Source organism: Pseudomonas sp. B34(2017) (assembly GCF_002112915.1).
GTDB classification, from domain to species: Bacteria; Pseudomonadota; Gammaproteobacteria; order Pseudomonadales; family Pseudomonadaceae; genus Aquipseudomonas; species Aquipseudomonas pharyngis.
In genome coordinates, this window is record NZ_NEJA01000002.1 from 827,474 (window position 1) to 842,046 (window position 14,573).

Annotated in this window: 13 protein-coding genes and 1 tRNA gene; 9 read left to right on the forward strand and 5 right to left on the reverse strand. The window is 58.5% G+C overall.

Annotation, left to right across the window (positions count from 1 at the left end; genetic code table 11):
• Window positions 1–201 precede the first annotated feature (201 nt).
• From xylA to CAF80_RS09205, 4 genes are all read left to right on the forward strand, one after another.
• Window positions 202–1,518 carry a xylose isomerase gene (gene xylA / locus CAF80_RS09190; RefSeq protein WP_085667230.1) on the forward strand — a complete coding sequence of 439 codons (1,317 nt, stop codon included), beginning with the start codon at window positions 202–204 and terminating at the stop codon, window positions 1,516–1,518.
• 142 nt (window positions 1,519–1,660) lie between these two features.
• Window positions 1,661–2,662 (forward strand): D-xylose ABC transporter substrate-binding protein, encoded by a 1,002-nt coding sequence (gene xylF, locus CAF80_RS09195; RefSeq protein ID WP_085667231.1) that lies wholly within the window; start codon window positions 1,661–1,663, stop codon window positions 2,660–2,662.
• A gap of 79 nt (window positions 2,663–2,741) precedes the next feature.
• Complete coding sequence (gene xylG / locus CAF80_RS09200) at window positions 2,742–4,298, forward strand: D-xylose ABC transporter ATP-binding protein (protein WP_085667232.1); 1,557 nt, start codon at window positions 2,742–2,744, stop codon at window positions 4,296–4,298.
• On the forward strand, window positions 4,299–5,435 hold the full coding sequence (locus tag CAF80_RS09205; protein ID WP_085667233.1) for a sugar ABC transporter permease: 1,137 nt from the start codon (window positions 4,299–4,301) through the stop codon (window positions 5,433–5,435).
• A 77-nt stretch (window positions 5,436–5,512) separates the two neighbouring features.
• Here the strand turns inward: CAF80_RS09205 and CAF80_RS09210 are convergent, their stop codons facing one another.
• The 3 genes from CAF80_RS09210 to CAF80_RS09220 all read right to left on the reverse strand — a co-directional run bounded on the left by CAF80_RS09210 (window position 5,513) and on the right by CAF80_RS09220 (window position 8,877).
• A complete protein-coding gene (locus tag CAF80_RS09210; protein ID WP_085667234.1) occupies window positions 5,513–7,789 on the reverse strand; it encodes a hypothetical protein in 2,277 nt (758 codons plus the stop codon).
• A gap of 24 nt (window positions 7,790–7,813) precedes the next feature.
• Window positions 7,814–7,888: transfer RNA gene (locus CAF80_RS09215), tRNA-Arg, on the reverse strand.
• 107 nt (window positions 7,889–7,995) lie between these two features.
• Entirely contained in the window at window positions 7,996–8,877 is an 882-nt protein-coding gene (locus CAF80_RS09220; RefSeq protein ID WP_085667235.1) for a LysR family transcriptional regulator, read from the reverse strand.
• 126 nt (window positions 8,878–9,003) lie between these two features.
• On the opposite strand from CAF80_RS09220, the gene CAF80_RS09225 reads away from it, so the two are divergent.
• Window positions 9,004–9,993, forward strand: a complete 990-nt coding sequence (locus CAF80_RS09225; RefSeq protein WP_085667236.1) for a zinc-dependent alcohol dehydrogenase family protein — start codon at window positions 9,004–9,006, stop codon at window positions 9,991–9,993.
• 89 nt (window positions 9,994–10,082) lie between these two features.
• On the opposite strand, the gene ycaC is transcribed toward CAF80_RS09225, so the two are convergent.
• Window positions 10,083–10,715 carry an isochorismate family cysteine hydrolase YcaC gene (gene ycaC, locus CAF80_RS09230; RefSeq protein ID WP_007958138.1) on the reverse strand — a complete coding sequence of 211 codons (633 nt, stop codon included), beginning with the start codon at window positions 10,713–10,715 and terminating at the stop codon, window positions 10,083–10,085.
• Window positions 10,716–10,934: 219 nt separating this feature from the next.
• On the opposite strand from ycaC, the gene CAF80_RS09235 reads away from it, so the two are divergent.
• The gene (locus CAF80_RS09235) at window positions 10,935–12,536 is read left to right on the forward strand and encodes a sensor domain-containing diguanylate cyclase (RefSeq protein ID WP_064595722.1); all 1,602 of its coding nucleotides are present in this window, start codon (window positions 10,935–10,937) and stop codon (window positions 12,534–12,536) included.
• 138 nt (window positions 12,537–12,674) lie between these two features.
• Window positions 12,675–13,211, forward strand: a complete 537-nt coding sequence (locus tag CAF80_RS09240) for a hypothetical protein (protein ID WP_039771094.1) — start codon at window positions 12,675–12,677, stop codon at window positions 13,209–13,211.
• A gap of 7 nt (window positions 13,212–13,218) precedes the next feature.
• Here CAF80_RS09240 and CAF80_RS28860 read toward each other — a convergent pair whose 3' ends face one another.
• A complete protein-coding gene (locus CAF80_RS28860) occupies window positions 13,219–13,545 on the reverse strand; it encodes a hypothetical protein (RefSeq protein ID WP_170928276.1) in 327 nt (108 codons plus the stop codon).
• Window positions 13,546–13,633: 88 nt separating this feature from the next.
• Between CAF80_RS28860 and msrA the strand changes: the two genes are divergently transcribed.
• Window positions 13,634–14,140: a peptide-methionine (S)-S-oxide reductase MsrA gene (gene msrA / locus CAF80_RS09245; RefSeq protein ID WP_011333723.1), complete on the forward strand. Its 507-nt coding sequence runs from the start codon at window positions 13,634–13,636 to the stop codon at window positions 14,138–14,140.
• A gap of 15 nt (window positions 14,141–14,155) precedes the next feature.
• Entirely contained in the window at window positions 14,156–14,557 is a 402-nt protein-coding gene (locus CAF80_RS09250; RefSeq protein WP_039771092.1) for a hypothetical protein, read from the forward strand.
• Window positions 14,558–14,573 lie beyond the last annotated feature (16 nt).

Sequence of the window (14,573 nt, forward strand, 5' to 3'; positions counted from 1 at the left end):
GTTTTCAGGCTTGTTCCGGGCCCCTTGCCGTAGAGGCGGTCTGCACAGACTAGGCGCGCATAGGGCGAATCTCAATACGCAAAATCGCACTGCGTGTTGGTGATTTTCGTAATCGGCAGGCACAGGGCCGTTGCTAGTATCGGGACACGCCCCAAGAACAACAACCGAGAACAACAACCAAGAACAACAAGGACATTGCCAATGCCGTACTTCCCCGATGTCGAGCGGATTCGCTACGAAGGTCCTGCCAGCGATTCTCCCCTTGCCTTCCGTCATTACGACGCCGACAAAATCATCCTCGGCAAGCCCATGCGCGAACACCTGCGCATGGCCGCCTGTTATTGGCACACCTTTGTCTGGCCGGGCTCCGACGTGTTCGGCGCCGGGACGTTCAAGCGCCCGTGGCAACACGCCGGTGACCCGATGGAACTGGCCATTGGCAAGGCGCAGGCCGCGTTCGAATTTTTCTCCAAGCTGGGTATCGACTACTACTGCTTTCACGACACGGATGTCGCCCCCGAAGGCAATTCGCTGAAGGAGTACCGCAACCACTTCGCCCAAATGATCGATCACCTGGAACGCCATCAGGAAGAAAGCGGAATCAAGCTGCTGTGGGGCACCGCCAACTGCTTCAGCAATCCGCGCTTTGCCGCCGGCGCCGCCAGCAACCCGGATCCTGAAGTGTTCGCCTGCGCCGCGGCCCAGGTTTTCAGCGCCATGAACGCGACTCAACGCCTCAAAGGCTCCAACTATGTGTTGTGGGGCGGTCGCGAAGGCTACGAAACCCTGCTCAATACCGACTTGAAACGCGAGCGCGAACAACTGGGCCGCTTCATGCGCATGGTGGTCGAGCACAAATACAAGATCGGCTTCAAAGGCGACCTGCTGATCGAACCCAAACCGCAGGAGCCAACCAAACACCAATACGATTACGACAGCGCCACGGTGTTCGGTTTTCTCCAGCAGTTCGGTCTGGAAAAGGAAATCAAGGTCAACATCGAAGCCAACCACGCGACCCTGGCCGGTCATAGTTTCCATCACGAGGTGGCGACGGCCGTCTCGCTGGGGATTTTCGGCAGCATCGACGCCAACCGGGGCGATCCGCAAAACGGTTGGGACACCGATCAATTCCCCAACAGCGTCGAGGAAATGACCCTCGTCACTTATGAAATCCTCAAGGCCGGCGGCTTCGGCAATGGCGGGTTCAACTTCGACTCCAAGGTGCGCCGCCAGAGCCTCGACGAAGTCGATCTGTTTCACGGTCACGTCGGGGCCATGGACGTCCTCGCCCTGTCGCTCGAGCGGGCCGCCGCCATGGTCCAGAACGACCAGCTGCAACGGCTCAAGGACCAACGCTATGCCGGCTGGCAGCAGCCCTTCGGCCAGTCGGTGCTGGCGGGTGAGTTCAATCTCCAATCCCTGGCCGAGCACGCCTTCGCCAACGAACTGAACCCGCAGGCCGTCAGCGGTCGGCAGGAAATGCTCGAAAACGTCGTCAACCGGTTTATCTATCGCTGATCGCCAATGAGGACTGCAGGCGCTGTGACATTTGCGCGACAAATCTGTAGTCCGTTTCGCCTGCTGATTCTCTACAGTTCCACCAGCCCGATATTCATCGTCAGGCCGTGTCTTTCAAACAAAAATAAAAGGACGCACCACCATGAAGAACGTAAAACGCACACTGCTGGCCAGCGCCCTGGCGCTGTTGTCGTTACCGGTGATGGCCGATGCTGCCCATCCGAAAATCGGTTTCTCCATTGATGATCTGCGGCTGGAACGCTGGTCCCGTGACCGGGATTACTTCGTTGCAGCGGCGGAAAAAATGGATGCCAAGGTCTTCGTGCAGTCGGCCGATGCCAACGAGCAGAAGCAGATTTCGCAAATCGAAAACCTGATTTCCCGTGGTGTCGATGTCATCGTCATCGTGCCGTTCAACGCCACCGTGCTGACCAATGCCGTGGCCGAGGCCAAGAAAGCCGGAATCAAGGTCGTGTCCTATGACCGTCTGATACTCAACGCCGATATCGACGCCTACATTTCCTTCGATAACGAAAAGGTCGGCGAGATGCAGGCCAGCGGCGTGCTGCATGCAGCGCCCAAGGGCAATTACTTCCTGCTGGGTGGCGCGCCCACCGACAACAACGCGAAAGTGTTGCGCGAAGGTCAGATGAAGGTGCTGCAACCGGCCATCGACAAGGGCGATATCAAGATCGTCGGCCAGCAGTGGGTGAAGGAATGGAACCCTACCGAGGCGCTGAGCATTGTTGAGAACGCCTTGACTCGCAACGACAACAAAATCGACGGCATCGTCGCCTCCAACGACGCCACGGCCGGCGGCGCCATTCAGGCCCTGGCCGCTCAGCAACTGGCCGGCAAAGTACCGATCTCCGGACAGGACGCGGACCTGGCAGCAGTCAAGCGGGTGATTGCCGGCACGCAAACCATGACGGTGTACAAGCCGCTGAAACTGATTGCCTCCGAAGCCGCCAAACTCTCGGTGCAACTGGCGCGCAATGAGAAACCCGCCTACGGCTCGCAGTACGACAACGGCAGCAAAAAAGTCGACACCATCCTGCTAACCCCGACCCCGTTGACCAAGGACAACATCGACCTGCTGGAACAGGACGGCTTCTACACCAAGGCGCAGATCGCCGGACAGTGACACTCACTGAGTGATGCCCCCCGCAGGCGTTCTGCTCCTGCGGGTTCAGTCCCGTATCTGCCGCTTATGAGCCTCTGCCATGTCCGACTACCTGCTGCAAATGAACGGCATCGTCAAAACCTTCGGCGGTGTCAAAGCGCTCAATGGCATCGACCTCAAGGTCCGGCCGGGGGAATGCGTCGGGCTGTGCGGCGAGAATGGCGCCGGCAAGTCCACGCTGATGAAAATCCTGTCTGCGGTTTATCCCCATGGCACCTGGGACGGTGAAATCCTCTGGGACGGTCAGCCGCTCAAGGCTCAGTCGATCAGCGAAACGGAAGCCGCCGGCATCGTCATCATTCACCAGGAACTGACGCTGGTTCCCGACCTCTCGGTGGCCGAAAACATTTTCATGGGCCATGAGCTGACGCTGCCGGGTGGGCGGATGAATTACCCGGCGATGATCCACCGCGCCGAAGCTCTGATGCGTGAACTGAAAGTGCCGGACATGAACGTTTCGCTGCCGGTTTCGCAGTACGGTGGCGGTTATCAGCAACTGGTGGAAATCGCCAAGGCCCTGAACAAACAGGCGCGCCTGCTGATCCTCGATGAACCTTCGTCGGCCCTGACCCGTTCGGAAATCGAGGTGTTGCTGGACATCATCCGCGACCTCAAAGCCAAGGGCGTCGCCTGCGTCTACATCTCCCACAAGCTCGATGAAGTGGCCGCCGTGTGTGACACCATTTCGGTGATCCGCGACGGTCAACACATCGCTACGACCGCCATGGAAAACATGGATATTCCACAGATCATCACCCAGATGGTCGGCCGGGAAATGAGCAACCTCTACCCCACCGAACCCCACGACATCGGCGAGGTGATTTTCGAGGCGCGCCACATCACCTGCTACGACGTCGACAACCCCAAACGCAAACGGGTCGACGACGTGTCCTTCAGCCTCAAACGCGGGGAAATCCTCGGCATCGCCGGGCTGGTCGGTGCAGGTCGCACGGAGCTTGTGACCGCGCTGTTCGGCGCCTACCCCGGTCGCCACGAAGGCGAAGTCTGGCTGGACGGCAAACCCATAGACACCCGCACGCCGCTCAAATCAATCCGCGCCGGCGTGTGCCTGGTGCCCGAAGACCGCAAGCGTCAGGGCATCATTCCCGACCTGGGTGTCGGCCAGAACATCACCCTGGCCGTGCTGGACAGTTTCTCGAAACTGACCCGCATCGACGCCGAAGCCGAACTGGGCAGCATCGATCGGGAAATTTCGCGCCTGCACCTCAAGACCGCGAGCCCGTTCCTGCCGATCACCAGCCTGTCCGGGGGCAATCAACAGAAAGCCGTGTTGGCGAAGATGCTGCTGACCCGGCCCCGGGTGCTAATCCTTGACGAGCCGACCCGAGGGGTGGACGTCGGCGCAAAGTACGAGATCTACAAATTGATGGGGATGCTGGCCGCCGAAGGCGTGTCGATCATCATGGTGTCTTCGGAGCTGGCCGAAGTGCTCGGCGTTTCCGACCGCGTCCTGGTCATCGGCGAAGGCCAACTGCGGGGTGACTTCATCAACCATGAACTCACCCAGGAACAAGTGCTCGCCGCCGCACTCAGCCAGCCTGACAGCCATAACAATAAAGATCGGAAATCCGCGTAAATGAATCAGGTCAAACAACTCTTCACCCGCTACAAGATGCTCGCACTGGTGTTTGCCGTGGCGTTGATCTGGCTGTTCTTCAGCTGGCAGACCGAGGGCGGATTTCTGACGCCGCGCAACCTCTCCAACCTGCTGCGCCAGATGTCGATTACCGGGATCCTCGCCTGCGGCATGGTGCTGGTGATCATCAGCGGCGAGATCGATCTGTCCGTCGGCTCATTGCTGGGCCTGCTCGGAGGCGTGGCAGCCATTCTCGATGTTGTCTATCACATACCGCTGCTGGCGAATCTCAGCCTTGTGGTGGTGTGCGGACTGCTGATCGGCCTCGCCAACGGCTACATGGCGGCCTACCTGCGCATTCCGTCGTTCATCGTGGGGCTGGGGGGCATGCTGGCTTTTCGGGGGATTTTGCTGGGGATCACCGGCGGCACGACCATTGCGCCGGTGTCGCCGGAACTCGTTTACATTGGCCAAGGTTATCTACCCCATACGGTCGGCGCGGGTCTGGGCGTCCTGCTGTTCGCACTGACGTTGTTCCTGACCTGGAAACAACGGCGCAATCGCGCCCTTCACGGTCTGGCAGCACATTCATTGGTGCGAGACGTGGCACGCGTGTTGCTGATCGGCGCGGTGCTGGCCGGTTTCGTCCAGACCCTCAACAGCTATGACGGCATTCCCGTGCCGGTCCTACTTCTGCTGATCCTGCTGGGCGGCTTCAGTTACGTGACCAGCCAGACCGTGTTCGGCCGACGCGTCTATTCCGTGGGCAGCAACATGGAAGCGACGCGCCTGTCCGGTATCAATGTGCAGGCCGTGAAGCTGTGGATCTTCGGGATCATGGGCGTGATGTGCGCCCTCGCCGGCGTGGTCAACACCGCGCGCCTGGCCGCCGGCTCGCCCTCGGCCGGCAGCATGGGCGAACTCGACGCCATCGCCGCCTGCTTCATCGGCGGCACCTCGATGCGCGGCGGTTCCGGCACAGTCTACGGCGCCCTCCTCGGTGCGCTGGTCATCACCAGCCTGGACAACGGCATGTCCATGCTCGACGTCGACAGCTACTGGCAGATGATCGTCAAGGGCAGCATTCTGGTGTTGGCTGTCTGGGTGGATGTGAGTACGCGGACTGGGCGGCGTTGAAATGAAGGCATCTCTGAGAATGCAAAAAGCCTGCTTTTGAAGGCAGGCTTTTCGTTACGCCTGGAGCTTTCTGATATCTAGGAAGGCATCAGCCAGTGCCGTTCAGTGGTCCACCCGAGAAAAACCTTACAACCCTCCCGCTCTTGGTGAGCCAAAGTCAACCGACATCCACATACCGCCATGCGCAACCCGATCATGGCGGGAAGAAATCGCCCCTGAAATGCACTGGGTTGAGCGGCAAAGTGCACTTCAATGTTTCCAAGCACACTCTCCAATCGAGACTGATCCAGCATCGACAGGTAAAACATCATCTGGCGCCACGCATACGCTGTGTTCTTCAACATGACCAGACGTGCGTGGTAGAGCTTGATCTGCATCTGCTGCCGACTGCATATCCATTTGAAACATGCTTCGGCCATTGAGCCCAAACGATCATGTAACAGCGTCTTCAGGTCCAGATCATCAAACAGGATTGCCAGATTTTGCGTGGTCAATATTTGTTGCTGTTCGATGATCGTGCCGTTGTTCGCTGGACTCCATCTACCGATGTCGGCATTCGCCCGCCGCGCGCACAAACCAGCCAGCACACCACTGTTGTTTCGTGAATCCCGCTGCTTGGGTAGTGCAGCCAACTCATCCATATCGATATCGTAATAGCGTGCGTAAAGAGACCCGTCCATCAACCGGACTGAACGCTTGGCAGCCTTTACGAACTTGCCGGAGAAAGCGCCCATGAAAATATCAGCCGCGATTTCCTCTACGAAGGGAAGATCTAGCTTGGCCGATTCGGCAAGCGAAGAAAATTCCTGAAGCAACTTGTTGGGCAGAATGGCCTGAGGAAATGCGGTAAGGGTCAACGCGGACGCTTCGACCAAAGCCTGCCTGGCACCTTCAACCGCAAGAGCACCCGCCTCGTATTCGGTTTCCAGGGCTTTCACCCAAGGCAAATCATCGACTCTCACCTGACGCTGCATGTTCAGCAACAATAGAGAGCGTCGACGCCTGAACGCACGATAGGTAGCGACAGACAATGCCCGCAATGCTACGTCTCGATATCCGGCGCTACAGATTTGCGCCGTCATCGCCGGGAGCACTTTCGCCACTGTATCTGCGGATGTAATGACCCTATGTTCAATCAACTCTGCAACCGTTCCCTTTCGGCAACGTTCGAGGCGTCGACGAATCGAAGGAGGAATGGTCTCTCCCACCTTCAATGAGTAAGCCTTAGCCTCTTCGTCGGTGATCGGCGTCAATAATGGCGCGAAATCAGAGATGCCTTCCGAGACTGGATATCTCGCCAGTCGCACGGAAGCAGCCTTGGCAATCAGATGATGTGCCGAAGCTGATACGTGATGACGCTGCTGTGCGCGCTTGCTGGAATGATCTTCGGACTCAGGGTGTCCATGCTTGGCTACAAAGTCATCGACGATTCTGCGAATTCGCCCAACCTGGCGCCCCGTTAGCGATGCAGGATCGATAGAGCATTGCTTGAGCAATGCCAGCAACTCCGTCACTCGATCACTGGAATTATCCGTACGACGGGGATCAGCTTCAGTGGCGTTATCAAACTCTTTACCAAGCACCGAAGCACGCTCGAACCACCCTTCAGGGTAATGCCGGCAAGGCCAACCATCGTTGTACGTCAGCAGGAATAGCGAGACCGCCGCGTCGTAGAGAGGCAACCTGCGTTCAACAACATGCTTTTGAACGGCAAGACGAGGCTGGGGTGAGAGAACGGACAGGCGCAGGCTGATTTGGCCAGCATTGAAAACTTCAACTTCAGCCATCGAGAGCGGGCGCTCGTTGGCTGCCGCGGGAAAGAAACGCACTCGTTCGAAGAAAGGCGCGATCTGCTCGATCAACGTCCTGGCTTCTTCGACGCGTTGCTGCCCCAGAAACCAGGCCACTGTCAGCAACGCGGCCTCTTCCGGTACATCGATCCGATAGTCTTCGTTCGTCAATCGCTCTTGCAGCGTTCTGATGCCTTCGTCTGAAAGATGCCACCTATTCAAATCGAGCCGTTCGTAACCCGCTCGAATGCCGGGAATCGATGACGCCAACAGGCGCTCATGAGCGGTCAACTCGCCACCGGCCAGAAGGTTACCCGTTGCAAAGCCGCCAGTGGCCACTTCCAGCGTGATCCATTCTGGCAGGTCGGTAAACGGTGTTCGCGAGCCATACAGTGCACGGCCATGCATCAGGTTTTCGAGAACCTTTTGCCAGCGTTCGATCCGGGCAAGTGCTTTCGGACTGGCGTCGTTGTCGCGTGCAGTGAGCGCGCGAGACAGTTGAAAGTGCGCATAACCGGCGTTTGTTCCGCCGAGCGCACCCGATTCATCCTCAGGCCTGGACATACTTCCTTGTGACCTACTATGTAGTGGGTCCGGGGGCTGGATTCGAACCAGCGCCCACCCGGTTAGGAGCCGAGTGTTCTACCGCTGAACTACCCCGGAACAGAGCGCGCATTGTCGATGAGTCGCGAAAGTATGTGAAGCTCGGATTCAGGGATTTTGTTGCGACAAATCTCTGATCGTTAAGCCTTCATCACTCAATGCAGCTCTTATCCAAACGTTGCACGCACAAAATCAATAAAACTCCTCAACTTCGGCGTCAGCCTCGGATCCGGCGCATACAACAGATTCATCGGCGAAACCGGCACCTTGTACTGCGGCAGCAGACTCACCAGCGTCCCGCTCCTCAGCGCATCCTTGACCAGCTCCAGCGGCAACATCACCACCCCCAGCCCCGCAACCGACCCGGACAGTAACGGATCGCCCTGATTAATCGTCAATCGGCTTTTAATCGGCACGTCGATACAGCCTTCCGGACCTTCGAATCGCAGGTGTGAGCGGCCGTCGGAATAGGCGAACGCCAGGCATTCATGTTCCTGAAGATCCCAAGGCGTGGTGATGGGTGGGCGGCGTGCAAGGTAGGACGGCGCTGCGCACAGCACCATTTGATAGGGCATCAGGGGCAGTGCCTTCAGGCCACAGTCGGCGAGTTCGCCGATGCGGAACACCGCGTCGTATCCGCCGTCCACCAGATCGACCAGTTCATTCGACAGCGTCAGGTCCACCGACACTTGCGGATAACGAACCATGTACTCAAGCAGCTTCGGCGACAGCGAACTGACGCCGAACGTGACGGGCGCATTGATCCGCAACCGGCCACTGGGCACGCCCCGGGTCACGGCGGCCATTTCTTCAGCGGCGTCCATGTCGGCCAGAATCAGCTTCGCCCGCTGATAGAACGTGCGGCCGAAATCCGTGAGGCTCTGCTTGCGGGTGGTGCGGTTGAGCAGCGAAACGCCCAGATGCTGCTCGAGCATTTTCACTTGCTTGCCGACCATTTGCGGGGACAGGTTGAGTTCGTCCGCCACCGCGCTGAAGGAACCCAGCTCCACCGCTTTGACGAAAGTGGCCATGAGTGTGAGGCGATCCATTGGAAACTCATTGTTTCTAGTGTTGCGCCATCCTAGGCCTTTATCCGGAGCAGGCCAAAGCCTAAATTGGCGTCCATGGCACCGGCCTACGCCAGTGCAATTTCATCGATAACCGAGGAAGTACAGATGGCACGCATTGTCAGGATTCATGAATACGGTGACGCGAGCGTCCTGAAACTGGAAAACGTCGACGTCCCGGCGCCCGCAGTGGACGAAGTGCAGATCGAGGTCAAAGCCTTTGGTCTGAATCGCGCCGAAGTGATGTTCCGCAACCACGCCTATCTGCAGGAAGCGGAGTTCCCCAGCCGTCTCGGCTACGAAGCCGCGGGTGTGGTGGTCGCGGTCGGCGCCAACGTCAGCGAATTCAACATCGGTGATGCCGTCAGCCTGATTCCGCCGCTGGACATCGCGCGCTGGGGCACTTACGGCGAACTGGCCAACGTGCCCGCCCTCCTCAGCGTCAAACACCCGCAAAACCTGTCGTTTGAACAAGCGGCGGCGTCCTGGATGCAATACGTCACCGCGTGGGGTGCGCTGGTCGAACAGGCCAGATTGCAAAAGAACGATTTCGTGATCGTCACCGCCGCCTCCAGCAGCGTCGGCCTGGCAGCCTTCCAGATCGCGAAAATGGTCGGCGCCACCTCGATTGCCGTCACCCGCACCCGCGCCAAGAAACAGGCCCTGCTGGACGCCGGCGCTGCGCACGTGATCGTCAGCGACGAAGAAGACATGGTTGCAGCCGTCATGGCGTTGACCGACGGCAAAGGCGCGCGGGTGGTGTTTGATCCGGTGGGCGGCCCGTCGTTCGAACCGCTGACCCAAAGCATGGCGCGCGGCGGCATCCTGCTGGAGTACGGCGCATTGAGCCCTGAGCCGACGCCGTTCCCGCTGTTCACCGTGCTGGGCAAATGCCTGACCCTCAAGGGTTACCTCTACTCGGAGGTCGTCTCCGACCCGGCCACCCTGGCACGCGCCAAGACTTTCATCGGCGACGGGCTGGCGTCAGGTGCGCTGAAACCGATCATTGCCAGGACATTTGGTCTGGATGACATTCAGGAAGCGCATCGCTTTCTTGAGGCCAATCAACAGGTCGGGAAGATTGTCGTCACTGTTTGAGGTGACGAGTCCCCTGCTCTTCTGTTTGCAGTAGAAACGACGAAAGCCTGCTTTTTTTCAAAGCAGGCTTTCGTCTATCCGGCATCCGGTTATTTCTGATGCGCCGTCAGTGCGGCATAGCCGTTCATCAAGTTGCGGTAGTTCGGAATGCGCTGGGACAGCAGGTTGCCCAGGCCTTCGATGTCGTTGCGCCAGTCGCGGTGCAGTTCGCAGGCTACCGAGAACCAGTTCATCATCTGTGCACCGGCCTGGGTCATGCGGTTCCACGCCGCTTGCTGCACGGTGGTGTTGAAGGTGCCGGAGGCGTCGGTCACCACGAACACGTCAAATCCTTCCGCCAGCGCCGACAGGGTCGGGAACGCTACGCACACATCGGTCACGACACCGGCAATGATGATCTGCTTGCGGCCGGTGGCCTTGATCGCCTTGACGAAGTCTTCGTTGTCCCAGGCGTTGATCTGGCCTGGACGGGCGATGTATGGCGCGTCCGGGAACATTTCCTTGAGTTCCGGCACCAGCGGGCCGTTCGGGCCTTGTTCGAAACTGGTGGTGAGGATGGTCGGCAATTCGAAGAACTTGGCCAGATCGGCCAGCGCCAGCACGTTGTTCTTGAACTCGTTTGGCGAGAAGTCCTGAACCAGAGAAATCAGACCGGTCTGGTGGTCGACCAGCAGAACTACGGCGTCGTCTTTGTTCAGGCGGTTGTAGGTTGGAGTGCTCATGTGTGAATCCCTTTTTAGTTGTGGAAGTGCGTTTGCGTTCAAGATGGGCACAGATTACTGACTCGCCTGAAAGCGATAAATCGTCTGAAAAGCGTTTCACCGTCAACTCAAAACGGACAATTCGCTCAAACTGCCGAGCAGATCACACAGCCAGCCCGACCTTCCCCCCGATCCTTGTCATACTGTTCACTCGCTCACAACGACAGCCAGGGAATGTTGATGCCCGGACGCAACACGCAAGCGCCCACCCCAGATGAAACACCGCGCGCGCCTCGTCAAGGCGTGAAGGCCGGCTCGACCTTTCGCCTGACCGTCAGTTTCATGCTGATGGTGGTCGTGGCTTTTCTGACCGTCGAGAGCTGGAGGACGTGGCGCGATTACCGTTCGGTGTTTGCCTCCGCGCGCGATTCGGTGACCAACCTCGCCCGCGCCACGGCGCAACACGCCGAGGACACCATCCGCCAGGTCGATGTGCTGACTGCAGGGCTGGCCGAGCGGGTCGAAGGCGATGGGTTGCAGAACCTCGATGTGGCGCGGATTCACAAGCTGCTCATCCAGCAATCGAAAATCATGCCGCAGTTGCATGGCCTGTTCATCTACGGCCCGGACGGCCAGTGGATCGTGACCGACAAGGAGGTCACGCCCGAAACCGCCAACAACGCCGACCGCGATTATTTCCAGTACCACCGCACCCATGAAGACCGGCACGTGCGCATCGGTCAGGTGGTGGAAAGCCGTTCCACCCATGACCTGATCATTCCGATCTCGCGGCGTTTGAACAACCCCGACGGCTCGTTCGCCGGTGTGCTGCTGGGGACGGTCAAGGTCAGTTATTTCGTCGACTATTACGGTGACTTCCGCATCGATGATAAAGGCGCGCTGGTGCTGGCGATGCGCGACGGCACGATCCTCGTGCGCCGGCCGTTCATTGCCTCCGTGGTCGGCAAAAGCCTGGCGAACAGCGAGATCTTCAAGACCTACCTGCCCAATGCCAACCAGGGCATTGTCCAGATCAGGGCGGTGGTCGACGACACCGAACGCCTTTATGGCTATCGCGCGCTGACCACCTATCCGCTGGTGGTCGAGGCCGGTTTGTCCCGTGACTCCATCATCGCGCCGTGGCGCCAGGACCTGCTGAAAAACGGATTCGTGCTGGTGTTCCTGATTCTGGTCCTGGCCTGTTTCGGGCTCATCGTTCTGAGCCAGTTGCGTCAGCGGATGGCGATGGAACGGGAGATCCGTTCCGCGCACAAGACCATGCGCGACATGGCGCTGACCGACAGCCTCACAGGCCTCGGCAATCGCCGACGCCTGGACGCGGCGCTGACGGACGAGATTCGCCTGGCCCGGCGTCAGGGTTCGCCGCTGTCATTGATCATGCTCGATGTCGACTACTTCAAGCGCTACAACGACCAGTACGGTCATGCCGCCGGCGATGACTGCCTGATCGCGGTCGGCGACGGCATCCGCAAAGCGGTCAAACGCCCCTCGGATCTGGCCGTGCGCTACGGCGGCGAGGAATTCACCGTGCTGTTGCCCAACACCGACAACGCCGGGGCGATTCAGGTGGCTGAAGATATTTTGCAGACCATTCGCTCGCTGGAGCTTGAACATGCGGGGCATCCACTGGGGTATGTCACTGCGAGTGCGGGAATCACCACGCGTCATCCGGTTGACGATGCGGTGACCCCGGCTACTTTGCTCAAGTCGGCGGACACTTGCCTCTATCAGGCCAAGCAGCAAGGGCGGAATCGCTGGTGTTCGGCGCAGGCATCCCGGCAAATACAGCCGATTGCGGCCATGCCGCGTACCGATCGCTGAGAGCAACTACCACCCGCCAATTCCAGCGTCCTTCAAGTACATAAGCAGCGTCCTACATCAGCCGTCCCTCACGCCTGATTACGTGGGCGCCCTCGCCTTCGATACCGTCTGCTGCCTGATCCGGACAGAACACAGACGATGCGAAGAAAAGGCAAAGGTACCGAACTCCGAAACCAAACGCTCAAATCAGAAGCCCGCAAACTTGCGCATGAAACACTTTCCATGGATCCAGGAGCTCTGGCAGCCGGGATTAATGCTCAGTTGCTCAGGATCGACCCGATCACGCCCTTGGCAATCAACGCATATCATCAGTGGAGCGGGCCCATTGGGTACCCATGGGATGATGTACTTGAGTGGAAAACAAAAGATGCAAAAGGTCTGGACTTGGCTTTCTGGTACGAAGATGAGCTGTGCGGTTTGTGCTATGCAACGCCACGAAAAAGCACAATCTGCATAAAAATCGTTCTTTTGCAGGGTCACACCTGCAAGGCCCATACCCTGCGAGGCTGGATCGCACCAATGGCACTACTGACAACAGAGTTCTATGCCCGAAAGCTGGGATGTACCGAAATTGAAGTTCAAGAACCTGACTCAGGTGCTATCTCCTACTACCAAACGCTTGGATTTTATTTTGACACGACTGACCGCCTTGTCTTTCCACTGGCCCCCCCATAAGATCGACTCAAGCAACCAGACACGAGAGGTGTCCATGAAACACAAGAAGCCAAAAGCTCAACCAGCGCTTGCTTCCAGACTTCGTGCCGAAGAGCCCGGTTTGCCCATCAGGGTTTCCGCTAGTCAGCGGCACTTTTTGAAAGTAGCCGCAACGTGTGGCAAAGAAATGGAGCCTGATGGTTGGCTCGCCGGTGGCAGAACCTGAATCCCGCTTTGAAAAAACCGCCTGATTGGCGGTTTTTTTTCGCTTCAATATTGGCGTGCCCCGCGCCGGGCGCTCCAAAGACAGTGACGTGAAGCAAAAGCAGGAGAATTCCGAAAGCCCGCGCTTCATGATTTATTTACCGGCTCAACCTTGGAATCGGCCCACACTCCCTCATATCAAGGAACATCTGCGACCCATTCGAGAGGAAGGACATGCCATGACCACTCAAACCGAAACTGCGATTCTCGCCGGCGGCTGCTTCTGGGGCATGCAGGATCTGTTGCGCCGCTACCCCGGCGTGCTGCAGACGCGGGTCGGTTACACCGGCGGCGATGTGCCGAACGCCACTTACCGCAATCATGGCAACCACGCCGAAGCCATCGAAATCGTCTTCGACCCCGCCGTGATCAGCTATCGGCAGATCCTCGAGTTCTTCTTCCAGATCCACGACCCCAGCACACCCAACCGTCAGGGCAACGACCTCGGTCCGAGCTATCGTTCGGCGATCTACTACCTGAACGAGCAGCAACGCGATATCGCCGAAGACACCGCTGCCGACGTCGACGCATCAGGCCTGTGGCCAGGCCGGGTGGTCACCGAAATCGAACCGGCGGGCCCGTTCTGGGAAGCGGAACCGGAGCATCAGGATTACCTCGAGCGCATTCCGAATGGCTACACCTGCCACTTCATTCGCCCGAACTGGAAGCTGCCGAAACGCGGTTGAGGTCCAGCGGGGTCGGTGCGCAACGCGGTATTGGTCGCGTTGTGCCTGATCCCTTTCTTCGTCGTACCTGAGGTGCGAGCACCAACAACCCCTCAGCTTGATCTAGCCTTGGAAATGCCCCCCTTCATATCTCTTTATGAGCAAGACCCGATGACCTCGAAGCTGACCGTCGCAAAACTTTTAGGCCCTTGGTCAGGAGATGCCCCGACAGGGCTCACGCAGCGCTGCAGAGAGGCCTGGGACACACCCATCGAGCAGTTGAGTGACCTGATGGTCGCGACTTTTCTGAATCAGGATATTGCTTTCGAGCAGATGCTCATTGAGGCGAAACGGCGCATGGACGCTGATGAGCGTGATGACACCGAATATTTTGATGGGCAGCTTTTGGAAGCAATGACACGAGTGCCAAAACCGTAAAGAAACACCAGTACTC

Coding starts and splice junctions, on each gene's coding strand:
- xylA (WP_085667230.1), top strand. CDS start 202: ATGCCGTACTTCCCCGATGTCGAGCGGATTCGCTACGAAGGTCCTGCC.
- xylF (WP_085667231.1), top strand. CDS start 1,661: ATGAAGAACGTAAAACGCACACTGCTGGCCAGCGCCCTGGCGCTGTTG.
- xylG (WP_085667232.1), top strand. CDS start 2,742: ATGTCCGACTACCTGCTGCAAATGAACGGCATCGTCAAAACCTTCGGC.
- CAF80_RS09205 (WP_085667233.1), top strand. CDS start 4,299: ATGAATCAGGTCAAACAACTCTTCACCCGCTACAAGATGCTCGCACTG.
- CAF80_RS09210 (WP_085667234.1), bottom strand. CDS start 7,789: ATGTCCAGGCCTGAGGATGAATCGGGTGCGCTCGGCGGAACAAACGCC.
- CAF80_RS09220 (WP_085667235.1), bottom strand. CDS start 8,877: ATGGATCGCCTCACACTCATGGCCACTTTCGTCAAAGCGGTGGAGCTG.
- CAF80_RS09225 (WP_085667236.1), top strand. CDS start 9,004: ATGGCACGCATTGTCAGGATTCATGAATACGGTGACGCGAGCGTCCTG.
- ycaC (WP_007958138.1), bottom strand. CDS start 10,715: ATGAGCACTCCAACCTACAACCGCCTGAACAAAGACGACGCCGTAGTT.
- CAF80_RS09235 (WP_064595722.1), top strand. CDS start 10,935: ATGCCCGGACGCAACACGCAAGCGCCCACCCCAGATGAAACACCGCGC.
- CAF80_RS09240 (WP_039771094.1), top strand. CDS start 12,675: ATGCGAAGAAAAGGCAAAGGTACCGAACTCCGAAACCAAACGCTCAAA.
- CAF80_RS28860 (WP_170928276.1), bottom strand. CDS start 13,545: ATGAAGCGCGGGCTTTCGGAATTCTCCTGCTTTTGCTTCACGTCACTG.
- msrA (WP_011333723.1), top strand. CDS start 13,634: ATGACCACTCAAACCGAAACTGCGATTCTCGCCGGCGGCTGCTTCTGG.